A 19,245-nucleotide genomic window follows, 5' to 3' on the forward strand; every position below is an offset into this window, starting at 1 on the left:
AGGAGTGCTAATTTCGATGATTATTGGTTCTAATATGCAACAGATTGCATTTATTGCTAAAAGGAATCGACATGCAAAAGTCACTGCTTATTAACGCAGACAAATGTACTGGGTGTCTTCAATGCGAGATGGCCTGCAGTTATGAGAATTACGGAGTGTTTAATACCTCCAAATCTCGTATCAAGGTATTTGAGTTTCACCTGACCGGCAAAAAAGTCCCCTATACCTGTACGCAATGCTCGGAGGCTTGGTGTTTGCAGGCTTGCCCTGTAGACGCCATTCGAGTGGACTTGGTTACTGGCGCCAAAGTAGTTTCAGAAGATACTTGTGTGGGTTGCAAGGTTTGCACAATTTCTTGCCCTTTTGGCACTATCAACTATGTGCAAGATACCGGTAAAGTTCAAAAGTGCGATTTATGCGGTGGTGATCCTGCGTGCGCCACAGCATGTCCAACCCAAGCTATTACATACGTGGATGCAGATTGGACTGGTTTAGACAAAATGCGTGAATGGGCCGATAAGCTCGGCAATCAAGATAGCGCTAACTAAAAAAGTATAGGAAAAATATCATGTCATGGGCTGGAAAACTACTCCGCGTTAACTTAAGCAAGGGCACTTGCCAATCTGAACCGCTCAATATGAAGTGGGCTAAAGAATATTTAGGCTCTCGTGGTTTAGCTTCTAAATATTTAGTGGAGGAGTTGGATCCAAAAACTGACCCCCTTTCTGTAGATAACAAAATTATTTGGGCAACAGGCCCTTTGACAGGAACGATGGCATCCACTGGCGGTCGTTACACCGTGGTTACTAAAGGTCCTTTAACAGGAGCTATAGCCTGTTCAAACTCTGGTGGTTATTGGGGTGCTGAGCTCAAGATGGCTGGTTGGGACATGGTGATATTTGAGGGCAAGTCCCCTAAGCCCGTGTACCTCTTCATTGAAAATGACAACGCCAAATTAATAGATGCTTCTGATCTTTGGGGTAAGACAGTTTGGGAAACTGAGCCGGCGATTAAAGCGAAGCATCAAGATCCGCAAATTAGAGTCTCTTGCATTGGACGTGCTGGTGAAAATCAAGTTCTTTATGCCGCAGTTGTAAATGATCTGCATCGCGCTGCTGGGCGCTCTGGTGTTGGCGCGGTGATGGGCAGCAAAAATCTTAAGGCTATTGCTGTTAGAGGTACTAAGGGGGTTGGCAATCTAAAAGATCCAAAAGGCTTTATGGCAGCAACCGCTGCTGCAAAAGCAGTGCTGGCTGGTAATGCTGTTACTGGACAGGGCCTACCAACATATGGCACCCAAGTGTTGATGAACGTCATCAATGAAATTGGAGGTCTGCCAACACGTAATCATCAAGATGTGCAGTTCGATGGGGCTAAGGATATTTCTGCTGAAGCTATGGCTACTCCACGACCCTCGGATGGCAAAGCGCATTTAGTTACCAATCAAGCTTGTTTTGGATGCACGATTGCCTGTGGACGAATTTCAAAGATTGATGAAACCCACTTTACAGTTGAAAACAAGCCGCAGTATTTTGGAGCGAGCGGTGGATTGGAGTATGAGGCAGCTTGGGCGCTAGGTGCAGCCAATGGCGTGAATGATCTCGAAGCATTGCAGTATGCCAATATGCTCTGTAATGAAGATGGCTTTGACCCGATCTCCTTTGGGGCTACTGTAGGTGCTGTCATGGAACTCTATGAGATGGGTGTTCTGACAAAAGAGCAGTTAGGGATTGAGGCGCCGTTTGGTTCAGCAAAAGCTTTAAGTTATTTTGCAGAAATTACTGCTAATGGAACAGGCTTTGGTAAAGAGCTTGGCCAGGGATCCGCACGCCTCACCAAAAAATATGGACATCCAGATTTGTCTATGAGTGTGAAGGGTCAAGAGTTTCCTGCTTATGACGGTCGCGTTATTCAGGGGATTGGTTTAGCCTATGCCACATCAAATCGCGGTGCTTGCCATTTGCGTGGATACACCATTGCCTCTGAAGTACTAGGTATTCCAGTTAAAACAGAGCCGGCTGATACTCAGGGCAAACCTGAGCTAGTGAAGGCTTTCCAGGATGCTACTGCAGCATTTGATGCCGCTGGTATTTGTATTTTTACCAGCTTTGCATGGACCTTAGCTGATGTGGCCCCACAACTACAGGCTGCATGCGGTGATGAATTCACGGTTGAGAATTTAACTACGATCGGTGAGCGTATCTGGAATATGGAGCGTGACTTTAATAATCGTGCTGGTTTTACAAACAAGGACGATAAATTGCCTAAACGTTTGATGGAAGAGGCTGCTAAAACTGGCCCAGGCAAGGGCATAGTCAGTGGTCTAGATAAGATGCTTCCCGAGTATTACCAAGTTCGTGGTTGGGATGCTGAAGGTCGTCCAAGTGCTGAAACATTGAAGCGTCTAGGTCTTTGAGCTTGCATCTATGAAGCATGTCATCTTGGGCAACGGCCCTGCCGGCGTCATTGCGGCAGAAACAATTCGAAAACGTTCGCCTAGCGATCAAATCGTCATGATTGGATCTGAGGATGCGCCACCATATTCTCGAATGGCTATTCCTTACTTACTGATGGGTAACATTCAGGAGTCGGGCACTTATTTGCGCAAGGATGCTGATCATTATCAAAAACTTAATATTGAGCAGGTGCGCGCAAAAGTTATTTCAGTTGATTCAAAAGCAAAGAAATTAGAGTTAGAAAATGGTCAGTCTATTCAATTTGACAAATTGCTGATTGCTGCGGGTTCTGTTCCTGTTCAGCCGCCAATTCCGGGAATTGATTTGCCTGGAGTTCATCCATGCTGGACTCTGGATGATGCGCGTGCGATTACGAAGTTAGCGAAACCAGGGTCGCGTGTGTTGCAGATGGGTGCGGGCTTTATCGGATGCATCATTCTTGAGGCGTTAGCTAGTAGAAAAGTAGAGCTAACGGTCGTAGAAATGGGTGATCGTATGGTTCCGAGAATGATGACTTCTGTAGCCGGGGGCATGATCAAAAAATGGGTTGAAGGTAAAGGCGTGCAGGTCCATACCAACACTAAGGTGGAAGCTATTACAAAAGCCAACTCAGGTTTGACGGTAAAACTGTCGAATGGAGAGTCTTTAGATGTGGATTTGGTTATCTCAGCAACAGGCGTTCAGCCTAATATCGCTTATCTGAAATCATCTGGACTTGAAACTCAAAGAGGAATTTTAGTCAACGAGAGAATGCAAACTTCTGATCTGGATATTTATGCGGCAGGGGATGTAACAGAAAGCATTGATTTTTCCACTGGAGAACGTATTGTTAACGCGATCCAGCCCAATGCTGCTGAGCAGGCCAGAATTGCTGCTATAGCCATGACTGGTGGCGATGTTGAAAGTTTGGGCGCACTTCAAATTAACGTTCTTGATACCTTGGGCTTAATTTCCTCTTCTTTTGGTTTGTGGTCTGGCGCCAAAGGTGGAGACCATGTGGAGTGGGTTGATTTGCAACAATACAAATACTTACGCCTAGAGTTTCTTGGAGATGTTTTAGTTGGTGCAACATGCGTTGGCAGCACTGAACATATCGGCGTACTTCGGGGCTTAATCCAAGGAAAAATTCCATTAGGCGAATGGAAAGAAGTCTTAATGTCAGATCCCACCCAAGCAATGAAAGCTTATTTAGCAGCAGGTCAAGCACAATCGGCTTGGATCAATTAAGCTTCAGGAATGCAAATTACTTTGAAGTTGTTTGCCAGCTTGGCAAGCTATTTACCGCCCAATAAAAAGAATGGCATTGAAGCTGATATCGAGGTTGCCGCTGGTAGTACGATCGGCGACATCATCAAGCTCTTCAATATTCCTGGTAAATCGGCCCACTTAGTGATGGTCAATGGTGTTTATATCAAGCCTGATCAACGCGACCAATACGTTCTCAGCGAGAAAGACGCCCTTGCTATTTGCCCACCAGTGGCCGGTGGTTAAGGCTTTGGGCTGTTCGCGGCATGTATCAGATTAAAAGAGAGATGGGTTGCTCCATCGAGGATTTGACTCGCTGGCTGCCTCAAGCATTGGGCGAACTCTATTCGTCAGCATCTTTGGATCTCAATGGAAAAGTATTGCTTCAGGCTCAGAGTCCCCTCGTAGAGATCTCTGGCTTTAGCCGTCCCAGCCGCAAAATTGCGCTTCTCAATATCCCAGTTCTAGAATTGAAACTTGTTTTTGCTCAAAGCCTCAGTCCTTCTCAGGTTGAGCAGGCCTTAAACCGATTTGATCTTTATACTCGGAGGGGTGGAGGTTAGGCCTCCCTCTTATTTACTTCAAATGATCGAGTGTTCTTATGGCTGTTAATTTACCCCTCCCGCAAAAATCCGAACTCAAGCCTGTTAAAGGCTTTCAAATGGGTATTGCCGAAGCCGGCATTAAAAAGGCGAATCGCAAAGATCTTTTGGTGATGACTTTGGCGCCTGGTTCGCAGGTAGCAGGTGTTTTTACCTTAAATCGATTTTGCGCTGCCCCCGTACAAGTCTGTCGCGAGCACTTGGCACAAGAGGGTCGTAATGGTGAGATCAGAGCTCTAGTGGTGAATACGGGTAATGCGAATGCCGGTACGGGTGAGTCAGGCATGAAGCATGCCCTGGAAACCTGCACAGCATTGGCAAAAGATCTGCAGATTCATCCTGAGCAAATTTTGCCTTTTTCAACAGGCGTAATTCTTGAGCCGCTACCGATTGAAAAGATTATCACCGCCTTGCCAAAAGCAGTATCCAATTTAGGTGAGGACAACTGGTTTGATGCGGCTGAAGCCATCATGACCACCGATACTCAGCCTAAAGCCACATCAGTCACCGTGGAGATGCCTGCTGGCGTAGTTACCATTACAGGCATCTGTAAAGGTGCGGGGATGATTCATCCTAATATGGCCACGATGCTTGGGTTTATTGCGACTGATGCAGGATTTGCGCCAGGCCTATTGGGTAACCTGACACGTGAAGTTGCAGACCTTTCTTTTAATGCCATCACGATTGATGGCGATACATCTACCAATGACTCATTCATCATCATGGCGACGGGTCAGTCAGCAGTGCAAATTAAATCAATCAATGATGCCGGTTATGCAATCTTGCGCGATGCGTTAATTGCTTTAGCTCGCAAGCTGGCGCAAATGATCGTGCGTGATGGTGAGGGCGCCACTAAATTCATGACTATTGAAGTAGTTGGCGGAAAAACTCCTGAAGAGTGTCGTTTGGTTGCCAAAGCGGTTGCGCATTCACCCTTGGTTAAAACAGCCTTCTTTGCTAGTGATCCTAATTTAGGCCGCATCCTTGCTGCTATTGGTTATGCCGGCATTACAGACTTAGATGTTAACCGTGTACAAATGTGGTTAGGCGACGTTTGGGTCGCTAAAAATGGTGGTCGTAATCCTGATTATCAAGAGGCAGATGGTCAGCGAGTAATGCAGGCCCCAGAAATTACCGTGAAGATTGATTTGGGTCGTGGCACAGCTACACAAATTATGTGGACATGTGATTTATCTCATGACTACGTATCGATTAATGCAGACTACCGCTCATAAAAGACTTCTTGAAATATGAATGAAAAATTAGACCGTCTTTTAGACCACCTCGATACTTTTTTACCCAAGCCTTTAACTGAAGAGCAGTGGAAATCGTCAACTGCATTTAGATGGCGTCGTCGCGATAGTATTTTTGGCAGCATTGGTTTTTTGCAGCCAGTAAAGCATGTATCCGATATCACCTTCGAGGATCTACAGAATATTGATCGTCAACGAGACGCTATTCGTGACAACACTAAAAACTTTATTCAGAAAAAACCGGCTAACAATATCTTATTGACTGGCGCGAGAGGGACTGGAAAGTCTTCTCTCATTAAGGCGAGCTTGCACGAATTTGCTAGCCAGGGTCTGCGTCTAGTTGAGGTTGAAAAAGAGCATCTGGCGGATTTGGCAGACATTACCGAGCTTTTGGCAGAGCGTCCGGAGCGTTTCATTATTTTCTGTGATGACCTATCCTTTGAGGATGGAGAATCTGGATATAAGGCCATGAAATCAGCCTTAGACGGCTCTGTTTCTGCCCAAGTCGACAATATTTTGATTTACGCCACCTCAAATCGACGCCATTTGTTGCCCGAGTACATGAAAGATAACGAGAGTTATGTTCATAACGATGATGGCGAAATTCATCCTGGTGAAGTGGTAGAAGAAAAAATTTCTTTATCTGAACGCTTCGGCCTCTGGCTATCTTTTTATCCACCTAAGCAAGATGAGTATTTGGCAATCGTGGCACATTGGTTGCAGCATTTTGGATTGAGTTCTAAAGAAATTGAAGCTGCTCGGTCTGAGGCTTTGGTGTGGGCACTAGAGCGTGGTTCACGTTCGGGGCGTGTTGCTTGGCAATTTGCCAAGCATTGGGCTGGCTCAAAAGCCTAAGCTACTTTTCATGTCTGAAATCCAACGCCCCATTACTGTTGTTGCTGCGGGAATATTGATTGATTCTGAGGGGCGCTATCTTTTAGGTCAGAGGCCTGCAGGAAAACCTTACGCAGGTTATTGGGAAGTTCCTGGTGGAAAGGTTGAGAAAGGGGAGACCGTTTTTCAGGCGCTGCAACGCGAGCTTCAAGAAGAGCTTGGCATCGATATTCATGCAAGTGAAGAGCTGACAGTTCTCGAACATGATTATCCACATGCCTATGTTCGTTTATATGTGAGCATTATTCGGAATTGGTCTGGCACACCCGGGGGGTGTGAAGGACAGGCATTATCTTGGGAATCAGTTGCCGCAGAATCACCGAGCGTTGAACCTTTGCTGCCGGCCGCTTGGCCAATGCTGGAGTGCCTTAAAAGGGCTTTAGCTTAAAACTGACAGAGTGTTAGCTTAAAGGGCACATCGGCATTTACCAGCTGCGCTTTTTTATCACGCTCAGACTGTAAAAAGCGTACCGAGAGTAAATATTTATTCGCGCTTATCTCTGAAAATAACGAATCATCTTCAATAGCGATACGCATTAGTTGATACACCTTGCCAGATGGGGCTTGCTGAAAAGACCCATTATGCGCAACAACATCTTTAGCTTCACCTGATTGGCGAAGAAGCCTTAAAAATAATTGACATGCTTCTTGCCAAGGCAAGAGAGGGCCAATATATTTCTCTAGTAACTCACGACGCTCAGATGTAGGGCTATTTTTCCAGGCATGGTAACTTGGCAAATCAATTGGACTTGTGCCACCTGGAATATTTAAGCGAGTGCGAATAGCATTTAACCATTCGCTTTCGGTAATAACTGAATTAGGGCGCCCAGCAGAATGGTTGATGCTGGTTGCAACCGCATCAATTTCAGAAAGTGTTTGTGAGAGTGCCTCTTGATCAACTTTTTGTGATGACTTTAATCCATTGAGAGCATATTTTTGGCGCTCAAATTCTTTCAGTAGCAATGACTTGATATCTCCGCGTGCACCAATGTCACCAAGATCAAACAAAATAGAGATAGCGTTGTGATGTAACTCTGGGTCATCGGAGCGGATAAAGTGATTAAAGCGGGCGAACAAATACTCCAGTCGAAGCATGCTTCGAACTAATTCATTGAAGGGGTATTCGTAGACAATCACAAGCCCATATTCTATGACGAACTTGAGCGATCTTTCTGAATTTGTAGGATTTTTTGGTGCAAGTTCAAAACCTCTGCCCCCAACTCAGCTAGGGTGCCCTGATTTTCAATGACTATATCTGCGCAGGCAAGACGCTCTGCTCTGCTGGCTTGGGCCTTCAGGATTCTTTCAACTTCATTTCGAGGTAATTTGCTGCGGTGCATCACCCGCTCAATCTGAGTTTCTTCTGGGCAATCCACCACAACTAAGTAATCTAGTAAGGGCTTCCAGCTACCTGACTCAACCAGAAGGGGGACAACAAAAACAAGATAAGGGACACCTTCTTGCTTTAGATGCTGCGCCTGCCTTATTGTTTCCTGCTTAATGAGGGGGTGCGTGATGGCCTCTAATGATTTTCTGGCTGCAGGGTCGGCAAACACTAAGCTACGCATCTTGACTCTATCAAGCGCTCCACTAGGGTCAATAAATTCTGCGCCAAACTGTTTTTGAATTAAAGGAATTGCCGATCCCTGGGGGGCGGTAATCTGATGGGCAATCAAATCGGTATCCACTATGCCCGCTCCCAATTTAGCCAGTCCGTCACTAACAGCGGTTTTGCCTGAGCCAATGCCGCCTGTAAGACCTACAAGGGGTAACTGCCCTTTTAGCATGCCTAAGCTAGATTGCTCAGAAGGAAGATTTGTATTGTCTGTGGCCATAACAACTCAATGATGCCAGCAATAGCTAGAAATGGTCCAAATGGAAAAGCTGACATGCGATTTTGCTTATTCCATTGCAGCCAAGCAATGCCACCAATCAGCCCAGTTAAAGATGCTACTAGCAAGATATTCGGTAAGGCCAACCAGCCAAGCCAGGCCCCTAGAGCTGCTAATAGTTTTGCATCTCCCATACCAATACCATCCTGTTTTTTGAGTGCCCGATAGAGTGCATTTAAGAGCCATAGGCCGGCATAACCAAGAAAGGCGCCAATAATCGAATCCTGAAAAGAAACGAAACCCTGTTTTGAGAGTCCGTTAAACAAGAGGCCCGCCAGGGTGAGTGGCAGTGTGATGGCATCTGGTAGTCGGAAAGTGCGGACATCAAAGTATGCCAAATAGCCCAAGACCAATATTAGGAATATTTGAATCCAACCCGCAAAAGCAATATTACCCATTAAACAATTTGCCCAAGGTTAAAGATAGGGAGATACAAAATGATGACTAGACTTCCAATAATGAGTCCAATAATAATAATTAATAAAGGCTCTAGGCTATGACTTAGAGTGTTCAAGCGATTACTTAACCGAGAGCTCAATATTGTTGCGCGCCTCTGTAGCATATCAGCTAGCGCACCACTTTCAGATGCAATTGTTAAGAGCTGTAGTGTTTCCTGATCAAATAGTATGTGTCTTGGATCCGCTTTAATGATGGCATCTCCAAGTGACCAGCCACGGGTTAGGTGTTTGAATATTTCTGCGCTGAAATCATGGCTAAGCCAATGGTTGGATGATTGGGCGGTCACCCTGAGGGCATCTGGCAAGGGTAATCCAGATTGCAGTAGATGACCTAGTGTGCGACACCAATAAGTCAGGGTGGCTAGCTGGAGTAGTCGTCCAACTAAGGGTAGGTAGAAGCCAAGTCGATCACAATATTTTTGTAACTTAGGCAACTTGGCCCATGCGATGCTAAAGAATCCGGCAATGACTACTAAAGTAATCAGCAGCTCAATGTAAAACGCTTCGAACCATGCTGATATATCGATCAATACCTTGGTTGGGGTTGGTAACTCCGCTTGAAAATGAGTGAAAACATCCTTAAAGACAGGCACAACCCAAATCATCATCACCATCACCAAAAGAAACGAGCTTGTCAGGGTGATAGTGGGGTAACTCATTGCCTGTTGAATTTTTTGACGCAGTTCAATTTGAGCCTCTAGCTGTTTGCAGATTGTTTGAAGTGCTAGATCAAGGTCGCCTGTACGCTCGCTTACTCGTATTAGGTTAATAAACTCCATGGAGAATTGATTATTTTGCTTTCCCAAGCATTGAGAAAAACTCTCTCCCTTTTTTAACTCCGCATAAATGCTACTGATCCAGGGAAGCCAAGACTTTGGTGCAGTGGAGTAAATGAGCGCAACTGCATTAAGAAGTGGTAGACCAGACTCTAGGAGTGTCAAGAGCTGGTCAGCAAAATGTAATTGATTTTGCTTGCTTAGCGCCATAAGCCGACTTCTGACTCTAGGTCTGCCTGAGTAATATGACCTGCATGTACATGAACTAATCCGGCATCCCGCATTCGAGTATATGAAATGGATGAGTCAAAAATTTTGCTGCTGTTGAGTACCTCATGAACTCCAATACGGCCAAAGTAGCCGCTGCCACCACAGCTAGAGCATTGGACTTTTTCAGTTGACTTGAGTTTTTGGCATTGGCGGCAAGCCATTCTGATTAAGCGCTGTGAACTGACACTTAACAAGCAAGATTCAAGTGACTCTTGATCAATTCCAAGACTCTTTAGTCGAGGCAATACTCCACGAGCATTGCGGGTGTGTAATGTGCTCAAAACAAGGTGCCCAGTTTGTGCCGCCTGAATCGCTAATTGTGATGTGGCAGCATCGCGAATTTCGCCAATCATGATGACGTCGGGATCTTGGCGTAGCAGGGCGCGAATGATCGTTGGAAAATCGAGTCCTGCCCGCGGGTGATATGCAACCTGATTAATTCCCGCTAGTCGAATTTCAATCGGATCCTCTATAGAACAAAGATTACGATGAGATTGATTGAGATATCTCAAGCAACTATAAAGCGTACGTGTTTTACCACTACCTGTTGGCCCACTTACCAGAATGAGTCCATTCGGTTGAGAAAGTGCTTGTTGAAATAAAGTGAATTGATCTGGCAGGAGACCAATTTCCGTAAGATCAAGATCTTCAATACGGCTTGGCAATATACGGATAACCGCTTTTTCTCCATAAAGAGTGGGTAGGATTGAAACGCGGCAATCCATATTGGGTTTAGAGAAATTGAGACCAATACAAAGACGGCCATCCTGCGGAAGACGTTTCTCTGCAAGATCAAGGCGAGCTAGGACCTTGATGCGAGCAATCAGGCGCTCATGTAATTCAATAGGAAAGTGTGAGTGGACTTGAAGTAAACCGTCTATGCGAAAGCGAACGAGGGTTGCTTGTGACCCAGCCTCAATATGAATATCACTCGCTCTAGCATTAATGGCATGAGCAGCAATTTCATACCATGTGCGAATAATTAGCGAATCATCTTTGGCAACGCTCAATCTTGTTCTTGAGCTTGGCTTGGCCGATAGAGTTTTACAGTTTTTACGCCGTGTTCATCAAATTGAACAATTTCCATAACGATGCCAGCAATTCGAATGCTGACATCATGATCGGGAATGGCTTCTAGCTTCTCAAGAATGAGGCCATTTAATGTACGCGGCCCGTCTAGCGGAAGATTGAGATTGAGCAGACGATTGAGGTCTCTTAGAGAGGCGCTGCCGCTGGCGAGGTAAGTGCCATCAGCAAGCCAATGAGGATCGGTTGAAAGGTTTGAGAACGAGGTGGTGAACTCTCCAATCAGTTCCTCAACAATATCCTCAAAAGTTACTAGACCTAATACTTCACCATATTCATTTACCACTAAGCTCAAGCGCTGCTGGTTGTCTTGAAAGAACTGCATTTGTTGCAGTACTGGCGTGCCGCTAGGAATAAAGTAGGGCTCATTCAACAGGACTCTAAAGTCCTCATGTTTTAAATCGGTATCACCCAATAATGACAAAGCTTTTTTCACTGAGAGGATGCCTACAATGCGTTCCGAATCCTGGTCGCATACTGGTAATTTGTTGTGATAGCAGGTTTCTAATTGCTGAACAACTTCATCAATTGGTCTTGATAAGTCCAAAACCTCAATCTTCGACCTAGGGGTCATCACATCATCAACAGTGATGTTTTCGAGGTTAAACAAGTTGAGCAAAATATTGCGATGATGATTGGAGACAAAGCGGTTTGATTCCAAAACTAGGCTGCGTAACTCCTCTTTGCTCATGGCTCTGCTATCGGAAGATGACTGCAAGCCGGATACTTTCATCAAGCCTGAGACAAAGCTATTAATAAACCAGAGTAAAGGCTTGAGTAAAAAAGTGAGTGGCAAAATAAACCAGCCAACATTGGACGCGATTTTTTCTGGAAATGCTGCTCCAATCACCTTGGGGGTAATTTCGCTAAAGATAATGATGAGCAGTGCAACCACTAGAGTTGCAATAGAGAGCACAAGACCGCTATCACCAAAAATATGCAGGGCAATGCCCGTTACCAGAATTGGTAAAACAGTATTAATAAGGTTATTGGAGATGAGTAGTACTGATAGCAGTGAATCAATGCGCTTTAAGAGTCTTTCAGCCAGTGCTGCGCCCGCATTACCACTATTGGCCATTGCACGGAGGCGATGACGGTTAGAGGACAGCATGCTGGTTTCTGCCATCGAGAAGAAGCCAGATAACGCAAGTAAGAATAGGACTAGAGCAACTTGGCTATAAAACGGCCAATCGTCAAAAAAGGTGTCCATGAGTTTTGCCTAAAAAAGTAAGTATGAGTCAATATAGCAAAGTGCTATTTAGGGGGCTATAGCTATAGAGTAAAGGGAAGTCAGCTACCGTGTTTAATTGTGTAAGAATAAATCCCTATGACAGCATTTCGAATGCCAAAAATCGCAAATTCCCCCAGTTACTGCGTGATTGCAGCGCCTTTCGGGCGCCTGGGAGTTACGACGGAGTTGGTGGAGGGGAGTTTGATGTTATCCAAAATCGACTACTTGCCAACAGATGCGGCATTGATTCCGCCTAAGAACGCATTGGCAAAAGAGGTAGCGCGTCAGTGCAAGGAATACTTTAAAGATCCTCATTGGCAATTCGATTTACCTATAAAACCAGCAGGTACTGAGCATCAGAAAAAAGTATGGTCTAGCATTCAAGATATTCCTGCCGGTAAAACGAAGACCTATGGCGAGTTAGCTAAGAAAATCAAAAGCGGGCCACGCGCAGTAGGTACGGCATGTGGTGCGAATCCCTATCCTCTTATTGCACCTTGTCATAGGGTGGTTTCAGCCCAAGGAATTGGCGGATTTATGAAAGAAAATTCTCCCGGTTTGTATCGCCAAATAAAGCTTTGGCTTTTAAAGCATGAGGGTGCTTTATAGGTTTTTACTTGGCCAGGGTTCTGCTGTTGAGATAGAAAAAAGCTTTCATCAGCATATCGCTTTTCACGGCCAGCTTGGTAAAGCCATAAAACTGCATTACCGTACTTTTGGAGAGTTTTACTTCATCTTTGCTATTAAATTCTGTGCGATTAGCAATTTTTGTAAGCGTCATTACTGCCAAGCCAAAAGCTAAAAAACAAAAACGCCTCATGCCCTGTTCTTGCTTGGGAATCAGCAGGATGTACTTTAAAGAGTCTTGTAATTTTTGGTAGGCGATCTTCAATAGCTCTGCCTGACTCATATTGATTGGCTTCCAGGAGACTCCGCGCGCCCTGTCTTCAGGGGAATCCTTAAGAATATTGGTCATTTGCAGTGCTTGACCAAATGCAATGGCTAAATTCTCATGCCCTACGAGCTCTTTTTTAAAAGCGTGTGAGTGATTGCTAAATATGGTGGTGAGTAACTCGCCAACTACGCCAGCAACCACATAGCAGTATTTCTCAAACTCAGCGAGGTCTTGAAGGCCGGCTTGATTTTGTTTTCCATGAAAAAAAGACATTCCTTCTGACATGATGGAAACGCATCGACTCACAGCCTGTTGGTCGTCGCTAGAGCAGGTATGCAGAATTCTTAAAACAGTCGGTGTATTTGCAATTAAATCGAGCTCATCTGGATTGCTGTAATTCTTTAATGCCTCAAGACAAGACTTAACAAAATTTTCAACGGAGACCTTTTCAAGTACGGCATCTAAAAAAAGCGCCGATAGCGCCTGCTTGGTTTGAGCGCTTAATTCTGCAGCATCCTCAATGGTGTCAACAATGCGGCAAAGTAGGTAGGTATTGCCAACTACCTTTTCAATACTTGGGGGGAGAAGCGGTATGGTGAGAGCAAAAGTGCGCGATACGGAGTTCAGAATGGCCTTTTGGTATGCCAGATCAGCGAACGGGCTTGATATTGGGATTTGCTTGGGTGCTCTCACTCTTGAATTATGTCAGACCGGCGTCTTTCATGGAGTGTTACAAGGAGATGTTTTTGCTAACTGTCAAAAGTGACATGGCCATATAATTTCATCAAATTTCAGAAGGAGCATATAGGCGTGCTAATTTGGTTCGTCATTATTTACTGGGTTGTCTCGGTAGGAATTGGTTTGTGGGCTGCCCTGCGAGTCAAAAATACCGCTGACTTTGCTGCGGCTGGACATAGTCTGCCGTTGCCGATTGTCACCGCTACAGTATTTGCTACCTGGTTTGGATCTGAAACTGTTTTAGGCATTCCCGCTACTTTTCTAAAAGAGGGTTTAGGAGGCGTAGTTTCTGATCCATTCGGATCATCCCTATGTCTAATTTTGGTTGGCCTCTTTTTTGCACGACATTTGTATAACCGTCGCATGCTGACCATTGGTGATTTCTTTCGTGAAAAGTATGGCCGTACGGTGGAGGTTTTAGTGACCCTCTGCATTGTGGTTTCTTATTTAGGTTGGGTGGCTGCACAAATTAAAGCCTTGGGCCTCGTATTTAACGTCGTTTCTGAGGGCAGCATTTCTCAGACGGGTGGCATGTTGATTGGTGCGGGTAGCGTTTTGATTTACACCTTATTTGGTGGGATGTGGTCAGTTGCCATTACGGACTTTATTCAAATGATCATCATCGTCATTGGCATGCTCTATATCGGCGGTGAAATGACATCACAGACTGGTGGTATTGGTGTGGTCATTGAGCATGCTGCCGCAGCTGGTCAATTCAGTAACTTCTGGCCGGATATGAATTTGGCATCCATCTTGGGTTTTGTTGCTGCTTTGTGCACCATGATGTTGGGCTCTATTCCGCAACAAGACGTATTCCAGCGGATTACCTCATCTAAGAATGTCAATATTGCCGTTCAGGCTGCTTTACTGGGTGGTGTACTGTATTTCATATTTGCTTTTGTGCCGATGTACTTGGCTTACTCAGCAATCTTGATTAGTCCGGATTTGGTGAAGCAATATTTAAATACCGATCCACAAATGATCTTACCGAAACTGATTCTGAATCATGCGCCACTCATTGCGCAGGTCATGTTCTTTGGCGCCCTCTTATCGGCCATCAAGAGTTGTGCGAGTGCAACTTTATTGGCGCCCTCAGTCACCTTTGCTGAAAACATTGTGCGCGGTTTTTTCAAGCATTTATCCGACCAGGATTTATTGAAGGTGATGCGAATTACCGTTCTTTGTTTTGCTGTGGTCGTAACATTTTTTGCCATTAATTCAAACCTATCTATTTTCAAGATGGTCGAGAACGCATACAAGGTGACTTTAGTAGCCGCATTTGTTCCTTTGGCTTTTGGCGTGTATTGGTCAAGAGCGAATTCTTTAGGGGGATTGTTGGCGGTAGTTGGGGGTCTTACGGTCTGGATCAGCTGCGAAACTTTGGCGCCGGATGCCATCATGCCGCCACAATTGGCCGGTCTCATGGCCAGTATTGCAGGCATGCTTTTAGGTAGCTTGGTACCCAGAGATCAATTAAAGGCGATTTAGGACAATAGTTGCTTAAAAAATAGGCAACCATAATTGCTGCAGCGCAAAAAGCCAATTAAAATGTCAGTAATTGAAAATTTTTAGTTCTTATGGAGTTCCTATGAAAATCTGTGTGATCGGTGGGGGTGGCGCTATTGGCGGTTACCTGGCTGTCATGTTGGCGCGAGCAGGCAACGATGTCACTGTTGTTGCTCGTGGCGCAACTTTAGCGGCGATTAAAGAGCGTGGCCTTGCTCTCATTATGGATGACCAACCAGAGCCTTTGGTTGCCCAAGTAAAAGCTGTTGAAAAAATTCGCGATGCTGAAACTCCAGATGTAGTCATTCTGGCAGTGAAGGCGCATCAAGTGGAGCCGATCATTGATGACTTGGCTGCGATCATGGGGCCGGAAACCATTTTGATTCCGATGCAAAACGGTATTCCCTGGTGGTATTTCCAAAAGCTGGGTGGCGAGTATCAAGACCACTCCGTGGAAACGGTGGATGCTGGTGGCGTTGCTAAGAATGCGATTAATCCAAACAACATTATTGGTTGCGTAGTGTATCCGGCAACCTTTACACAAGCGCCTGGCGTGATTCGTCACGTGGAAGGCAACCGCTTCCCATTGGGCGAGCTGGATGGCAAGACTACAGAGCGCATTCAGAAGATGTCTGAGATGATGGGCGCAGCTGGATTTAAGTCACCTATCTTGGACGATATTCGTTCTGAGATCTGGCTCAAGCTTTGGGGCAATATGACTTTCAACCCAATTAGCTCACTGACTCATGGCACCTTGGAAGGTATCTGCCAATACCCATTAACCAAAGAGTTAGCGCGCAACATGATGGCAGAAGCACAGACCATTGCTGAGAAGTTGGGCGTTACTTTCCGTGTTGATATTGAGCGTCGTATCGCAGGCGCTGAAAAAGTTGGCAAGCACAAAACCTCCATGTTGCAAGACTTAGAGGCTGGCCGTAGCTTGGAGATTGATGCATTGTTGGGTTCAGTTATTGAGCTTGGCAAGATCACACAAACTCCAACCCCTTGCTTGAATACCGTTTTTGCTTTGACGAAGTATCTAGATGAAAATGTCCAAGCTTCTAAAGGCAGCTTAGCGTTACCTTCAGTATCGGGTTACTAAAAAGCAAAGCTTTCGCAAATAAAAAACCCTTGCTACTGAACATAGCAAGGGTTTTTGTTTTATGTGCACCTCAATTATTCGAAGCGATTATCGAGTTGTCCTACGCCATCAATGATGATGCTGACATTGCTACCGGGCTTCATTGAGCCAACGCCAACCGAAGTTCCGCAAGCAATGATGTCGCCCGCTTCGAGTGGAACGTCTTGCGAGATCAGGCTAACTAATTTCGCGGGTTGGAAAATCATGTCGGCGATAGGATAGTTTTGACGCTCTTGATCATTGAGGATCGTCTTGATGCTTAGTTTGCTTGGGTCAACATCAGTGGTGATATAGGGGCCAAACACACCAAAGGTATTAAAGCTTTTTGCACGAGTCCACTGCGCATAACCAGGGTCGCGATTGAGAATTTCAATAGCAGTTACATCATTGATGCAGGTGTATCCAAAGATCGCTTTTGCAGCTTCTGCTTCATCCACCTCATGACAGCGCTTGCCAATAACAATGCCAAGCTCGCCTTCGTAAACTACTTTTCCTGTGTAGGACTTCGGCGTACGAATCACTTGGTTTGCTGCCAAGAAAGAGTTGTTGCCTTTAAGAAAGTAGAGGGGCTCAGCTGGAACAGCATGCTCAAGCTTGGTGACCAGAGCATGAAAGTTATCCACCATGGCAACCATTTTTGAAGGGGTGCATGGGATATCGATAGTGACATCGGATAATTTGATGGTTTCACCGGTCGCCTTGGGGCCGTTGAATAAATCCCCTTCATACACGGCGATTTGGTCGCCCTGCACCTGTCCCAAACCACTTTTTCCTTGATGCTGAAATCTAAGCCACTGAGCCATAATAAGTTCCTATGAAGTTAAATATTTGATATGCAATATCTTACAGGGATGAATTGATGTCTAGGACTTCTGAGCTTACTTTTGCACCAGAACAGGATCAACCGGTTCGTTACATGGAGCGCACCCGCAGTTATTACTTGGGTTTGGGTTACGAGAACCCTTATGTTTGGGCGCACTATATTGATGTTCCCTTTAGCCCCCTAAAAAAACCGTTGGCTCAATCAGTGTTGGGACTCATTACAACGGCCGTCCCATATGACTCGGATAAGGGTCCACAGGGTCAGGGCGCGCCTTACAACGCTGCAGCTAAGTTTTATCAGCCATACCAGCAAGCGATTGAGAAAAAAATTGATTTGCGTATCGCCCATGTGGGAATTGATCGCAAAAACGCGAATATGGAGGATGTTAATTGTTGGTTTCCGCTCGAAGCTGCTAAGAGAGTAGTTACTGCTGGAGGGGTGAAGGCAATCTCGCCGAATTTTTATGGCTTACCTACCAATCGGAGTCAGCGCCACACATTGGAAATTGATGCTCCTCGTGTTTTAGAAATGCTTCAGGCGGATGGGGTTGATGTCGCAGTATTGATCCCGAATTGCCCAATCTGTCATCAGAGCCAAAGTTTATTAGCGCGCTATTTAGAGGCTGCTGGAATTTCAACGGTAGTGATGGCTGCAGCAAAAGATATTGTTGAGTATTGCGGGGTGCCGCGATTGTTGTTTAGCGATTTTCCATTAGGTAACGCAGCTGCTAAACCGAATGATATTGTTTCGCAGGATTTCAATTTTCAATTAGCACTACGTCTTTTGGAATCAGCTCCCGCGCCGCGCACAACAGTTCAATCGCCGTTGATATGGTCAGCTGACCCATCTTGGAAATTGGATTATTCCAATCTAGATAAATTGTCTTCGCAAGAAATTGTGCGATTACGTGAAGAGGCCGAGCAGGTCCGGATTACTGCGCGTGAGCTCAGAGTCAGTAGTCTAGGAACTTAAGTTTGTCTTGTAAGTGAGTAAGCGCACAGAGCTTCTAGCGCTTTACTGGCTTCATTTACAGGGAAGTCTCTGAGGTATGACTGAGCTAGATCAGCTTCACGTTTAGCTGCAGCTTGCGTGTAATCGAGTGCACCCGAGTTTTGGACGGCAGCGAGTATTTGTGTAAAAACATCATCCGGTAAGTCTTGATTTTGCTCAATCGCTGCGCGTACTAAAAGTTGCTCTTCGTGGCTGCCATTTTCTAGCAAGTAGATGAGAGGCAGCGTAGGCTTGCCCTCACGTAAATCATCACCCGCATTTTTCCCCATCTGTGCAGCATTGGCGGTGTAGTCTAGTAAATCATCCATTAACTGAAAAGCAGTGCCAATGTGACGCCCAAATGCAGCAGCTTGTTCGCGTTGCACATCGGTGGCATTGGCCAAAATAGCGCCTAACTCAGTAGAGGCTTCAAATAGTTTGGCTGTTTTATAACGAATGACTTGCAAATAGCTGGCTTCATCTACTTCCGGGTCGTTCATGTTGAGGAGTTGCAGAACTTCGCCTTCAGCAATCGTATTAGTTGCATCAGACAGGATTTGCATCACTCTTAAATCATTTGGGCTCACCATCATTTGGAAAGCTCGTGAATATAAGAAATCCCCCACCAAAACACTGGCCGCATTACCAAAAGCGGCGTTGGCGGTTTCGCGACCTCTTCTGAGGGTGGATTCATCCACGACATCATCATGAAGGAGGGTGGCTGTGTGGATAAATTCCACAACGGCCGACATTTCTAGAATGTGGGGCGTTTCTTTACCATTAGCCAGGGCCTTGGCTACCAGCATCAGGAGGGCAGGTCGGACTCGTTTACCGCCGGCCTGGATGATATAGGTCGAAATCTGGTCAATTAAGGCCACTTTTGAGGCTAAACGCTGACGAATAACCTCATCTAAGGCCTTGAAATCTAAGGCAATTGGGGCCAGGATTTGGCTTAAGTCATTGATTTTGACAGTGCTGGGCATGCAAGA

At 45.5% G+C, this 19,245-nt stretch carries 21 protein-coding genes; 12 read left to right on the plus strand and 9 right to left on the minus strand.

What is annotated here, in order from left to right:
• The first annotated feature begins 71 nt into the window (after positions 1–71).
• From ICN23_RS05220 to ICN23_RS05255, 8 genes are read left to right on the plus strand one after another with little or no spacing between them, the layout of a single operon-like run.
• The gene (locus ICN23_RS05220) at positions 72–548 is read left to right on the plus strand and encodes a 4Fe-4S dicluster domain-containing protein (RefSeq protein ID WP_216231193.1); all 477 of its coding nucleotides are present in this window, start codon (positions 72–74) and stop codon (positions 546–548) included.
• 20 nt (positions 549–568) lie between these two features.
• Positions 569–2,416 (plus strand): aldehyde ferredoxin oxidoreductase family protein, encoded by a 1,848-nt coding sequence (locus ICN23_RS05225; protein WP_216231194.1) that lies wholly within the window; start codon positions 569–571, stop codon positions 2,414–2,416.
• Between the two features lie 10 nt (positions 2,417–2,426).
• On the plus strand, positions 2,427–3,683 hold the full coding sequence (locus ICN23_RS05230) for an NAD(P)/FAD-dependent oxidoreductase (RefSeq protein ID WP_216231195.1): 1,257 nt from the start codon (positions 2,427–2,429) through the stop codon (positions 3,681–3,683).
• A 9-nt stretch (positions 3,684–3,692) separates the two neighbouring features.
• A complete protein-coding gene (locus ICN23_RS05235) occupies positions 3,693–3,947 on the plus strand; it encodes a MoaD/ThiS family protein (protein WP_216231196.1) in 255 nt (84 codons plus the stop codon).
• Between the two features lie 20 nt (positions 3,948–3,967).
• Entirely contained in the window at positions 3,968–4,264 is a 297-nt protein-coding gene (locus ICN23_RS05240; RefSeq protein ID WP_216231197.1) for a hypothetical protein, read from the plus strand.
• A gap of 38 nt (positions 4,265–4,302) precedes the next feature.
• Positions 4,303–5,538 (plus strand): bifunctional glutamate N-acetyltransferase/amino-acid acetyltransferase ArgJ, encoded by a 1,236-nt coding sequence (gene argJ / locus ICN23_RS05245; RefSeq protein ID WP_216231198.1) that lies wholly within the window; start codon positions 4,303–4,305, stop codon positions 5,536–5,538.
• A gap of 15 nt (positions 5,539–5,553) precedes the next feature.
• A complete protein-coding gene (locus ICN23_RS05250; protein ID WP_216231199.1) occupies positions 5,554–6,411 on the plus strand; it encodes an ATP-binding protein in 858 nt (285 codons plus the stop codon).
• 10 nt (positions 6,412–6,421) lie between these two features.
• Positions 6,422–6,838, plus strand: a complete 417-nt coding sequence (locus ICN23_RS05255) for an NUDIX domain-containing protein (protein ID WP_216231200.1) — start codon at positions 6,422–6,424, stop codon at positions 6,836–6,838.
• Here the strand turns inward: ICN23_RS05255 and zapD are convergent.
• The 6 genes from zapD to ICN23_RS05285 are packed head-to-tail and all read right to left on the minus strand — an operon-like array spanning position 6,835 to position 12,142.
• Positions 6,835–7,587 carry a cell division protein ZapD gene (gene zapD, locus ICN23_RS05260; protein ID WP_216231201.1) on the minus strand — a complete coding sequence of 251 codons (753 nt, stop codon included), beginning with the start codon at positions 7,585–7,587 and terminating at the stop codon, positions 6,835–6,837. The genes ICN23_RS05255 and zapD overlap by 4 nt on opposite strands.
• An 11-nt stretch (positions 7,588–7,598) precedes the next feature.
• Positions 7,599–8,237: a dephospho-CoA kinase gene (coaE, locus tag ICN23_RS05265; protein WP_216231926.1), complete on the minus strand. Its 639-nt coding sequence runs from the start codon at positions 8,235–8,237 to the stop codon at positions 7,599–7,601.
• Between the two features lie 2 nt (positions 8,238–8,239).
• Positions 8,240–8,740, minus strand: a complete 501-nt coding sequence (locus ICN23_RS05270) for an A24 family peptidase (protein WP_216231202.1) — start codon at positions 8,738–8,740, stop codon at positions 8,240–8,242.
• The gene (locus ICN23_RS05275; RefSeq protein ID WP_216231203.1) at positions 8,740–9,786 is read right to left on the minus strand and encodes a type II secretion system F family protein; all 1,047 of its coding nucleotides are present in this window, start codon (positions 9,784–9,786) and stop codon (positions 8,740–8,742) included. The genes ICN23_RS05270 and ICN23_RS05275 overlap by 1 nt, the downstream gene beginning before the upstream one ends.
• Entirely contained in the window at positions 9,777–10,856 is a 1,080-nt protein-coding gene (locus tag ICN23_RS05280) for a GspE/PulE family protein (protein ID WP_216231204.1), read from the minus strand. Before ICN23_RS05280 ends, ICN23_RS05275 begins: the two co-directional genes overlap by 10 nt.
• Positions 10,853–12,142 (minus strand): HlyC/CorC family transporter, encoded by a 1,290-nt coding sequence (locus ICN23_RS05285; protein WP_216231205.1) that lies wholly within the window; start codon positions 12,140–12,142, stop codon positions 10,853–10,855. Before ICN23_RS05285 ends, ICN23_RS05280 begins: the two co-directional genes overlap by 4 nt.
• Positions 12,143–12,367: 225 nt before the next feature.
• Between ICN23_RS05285 and ICN23_RS05290 the strand changes: the two genes are divergently transcribed.
• A complete protein-coding gene (locus tag ICN23_RS05290) occupies positions 12,368–12,772 on the plus strand; it encodes a methylated-DNA--[protein]-cysteine S-methyltransferase (protein ID WP_255532707.1) in 405 nt (134 codons plus the stop codon).
• A gap of 4 nt (positions 12,773–12,776) precedes the next feature.
• Here ICN23_RS05290 and ICN23_RS05295 read toward each other — a convergent pair whose 3' ends face one another.
• Positions 12,777–13,751 (minus strand): squalene/phytoene synthase family protein, encoded by a 975-nt coding sequence (locus ICN23_RS05295; RefSeq protein ID WP_216231207.1) that lies wholly within the window; start codon positions 13,749–13,751, stop codon positions 12,777–12,779.
• A 117-nt stretch (positions 13,752–13,868) separates the two neighbouring features.
• On the opposite strand from ICN23_RS05295, the gene ICN23_RS05300 reads away from it, so the two are divergent.
• Complete coding sequence (locus ICN23_RS05300) at positions 13,869–15,284, plus strand: sodium:solute symporter family protein (protein ID WP_216231208.1); 1,416 nt, start codon at positions 13,869–13,871, stop codon at positions 15,282–15,284.
• A 100-nt stretch (positions 15,285–15,384) separates the two neighbouring features.
• Positions 15,385–16,404, plus strand: a complete 1,020-nt coding sequence (locus tag ICN23_RS05305) for a 2-dehydropantoate 2-reductase (protein ID WP_216231209.1) — start codon at positions 15,385–15,387, stop codon at positions 16,402–16,404.
• A gap of 74 nt (positions 16,405–16,478) precedes the next feature.
• Here the strand turns inward: ICN23_RS05305 and ICN23_RS05310 are convergent, their stop codons facing one another.
• Positions 16,479–17,246, minus strand: coding sequence for a fumarylacetoacetate hydrolase family protein (locus ICN23_RS05310; protein ID WP_216231210.1), 768 nt, complete (start codon positions 17,244–17,246; stop codon positions 16,479–16,481).
• 56 nt (positions 17,247–17,302) lie between these two features.
• Between ICN23_RS05310 and ICN23_RS05315 the strand changes: the two genes are divergently transcribed.
• Positions 17,303–18,238: a reductase gene (locus ICN23_RS05315; protein WP_216231211.1), complete on the plus strand. Its 936-nt coding sequence runs from the start codon at positions 17,303–17,305 to the stop codon at positions 18,236–18,238.
• Here ICN23_RS05315 and ICN23_RS05320 read toward each other — a convergent pair.
• Positions 18,235–19,239, minus strand: a complete 1,005-nt coding sequence (locus tag ICN23_RS05320) for a polyprenyl synthetase family protein (RefSeq protein ID WP_216231212.1) — start codon at positions 19,237–19,239, stop codon at positions 18,235–18,237. The two genes, ICN23_RS05315 and ICN23_RS05320, sit on opposite strands and share 4 nt — an antisense overlap.
• Positions 19,240–19,245 lie beyond the last annotated feature (6 nt).

Source organism: Polynucleobacter sp. MWH-Jannik1A5, from assembly GCF_018881795.1.
Classification (GTDB): domain Bacteria; phylum Pseudomonadota; class Gammaproteobacteria; order Burkholderiales; family Burkholderiaceae; genus Polynucleobacter.

Coding starts and splice junctions, on each gene's coding strand:
- ICN23_RS05220 (WP_216231193.1), top strand. CDS start 72: ATGCAAAAGTCACTGCTTATTAACGCAGACAAATGTACTGGGTGTCTT.
- ICN23_RS05225 (WP_216231194.1), top strand. CDS start 569: ATGTCATGGGCTGGAAAACTACTCCGCGTTAACTTAAGCAAGGGCACT.
- ICN23_RS05230 (WP_216231195.1), top strand. CDS start 2,427: ATGAAGCATGTCATCTTGGGCAACGGCCCTGCCGGCGTCATTGCGGCA.
- ICN23_RS05235 (WP_216231196.1), top strand. CDS start 3,693: ATGCAAATTACTTTGAAGTTGTTTGCCAGCTTGGCAAGCTATTTACCG.
- ICN23_RS05240 (WP_216231197.1), top strand. CDS start 3,968: ATGTATCAGATTAAAAGAGAGATGGGTTGCTCCATCGAGGATTTGACT.
- argJ (WP_216231198.1), top strand. CDS start 4,303: ATGGCTGTTAATTTACCCCTCCCGCAAAAATCCGAACTCAAGCCTGTT.
- ICN23_RS05250 (WP_216231199.1), top strand. CDS start 5,554: ATGAATGAAAAATTAGACCGTCTTTTAGACCACCTCGATACTTTTTTA.
- ICN23_RS05255 (WP_216231200.1), top strand. CDS start 6,422: ATGTCTGAAATCCAACGCCCCATTACTGTTGTTGCTGCGGGAATATTG.
- coaE (WP_216231926.1), bottom strand. CDS start 8,237: ATGCTAAAAGGGCAGTTACCCCTTGTAGGTCTTACAGGCGGCATTGGC.
- ICN23_RS05270 (WP_216231202.1), bottom strand. CDS start 8,740: ATGGGTAATATTGCTTTTGCGGGTTGGATTCAAATATTCCTAATATTG.
- ICN23_RS05275 (WP_216231203.1), bottom strand. CDS start 9,786: ATGGCGCTAAGCAAGCAAAATCAATTACATTTTGCTGACCAGCTCTTG.
- ICN23_RS05285 (WP_216231205.1), bottom strand. CDS start 12,142: ATGGACACCTTTTTTGACGATTGGCCGTTTTATAGCCAAGTTGCTCTA.
- ICN23_RS05290 (WP_255532707.1), top strand. CDS start 12,368: ATGTTATCCAAAATCGACTACTTGCCAACAGATGCGGCATTGATTCCG.
- ICN23_RS05305 (WP_216231209.1), top strand. CDS start 15,385: ATGAAAATCTGTGTGATCGGTGGGGGTGGCGCTATTGGCGGTTACCTG.
- ICN23_RS05310 (WP_216231210.1), bottom strand. CDS start 17,246: ATGGCTCAGTGGCTTAGATTTCAGCATCAAGGAAAAAGTGGTTTGGGA.
- ICN23_RS05315 (WP_216231211.1), top strand. CDS start 17,303: ATGTCTAGGACTTCTGAGCTTACTTTTGCACCAGAACAGGATCAACCG.
- ICN23_RS05320 (WP_216231212.1), bottom strand. CDS start 19,239: ATGCCCAGCACTGTCAAAATCAATGACTTAAGCCAAATCCTGGCCCCA.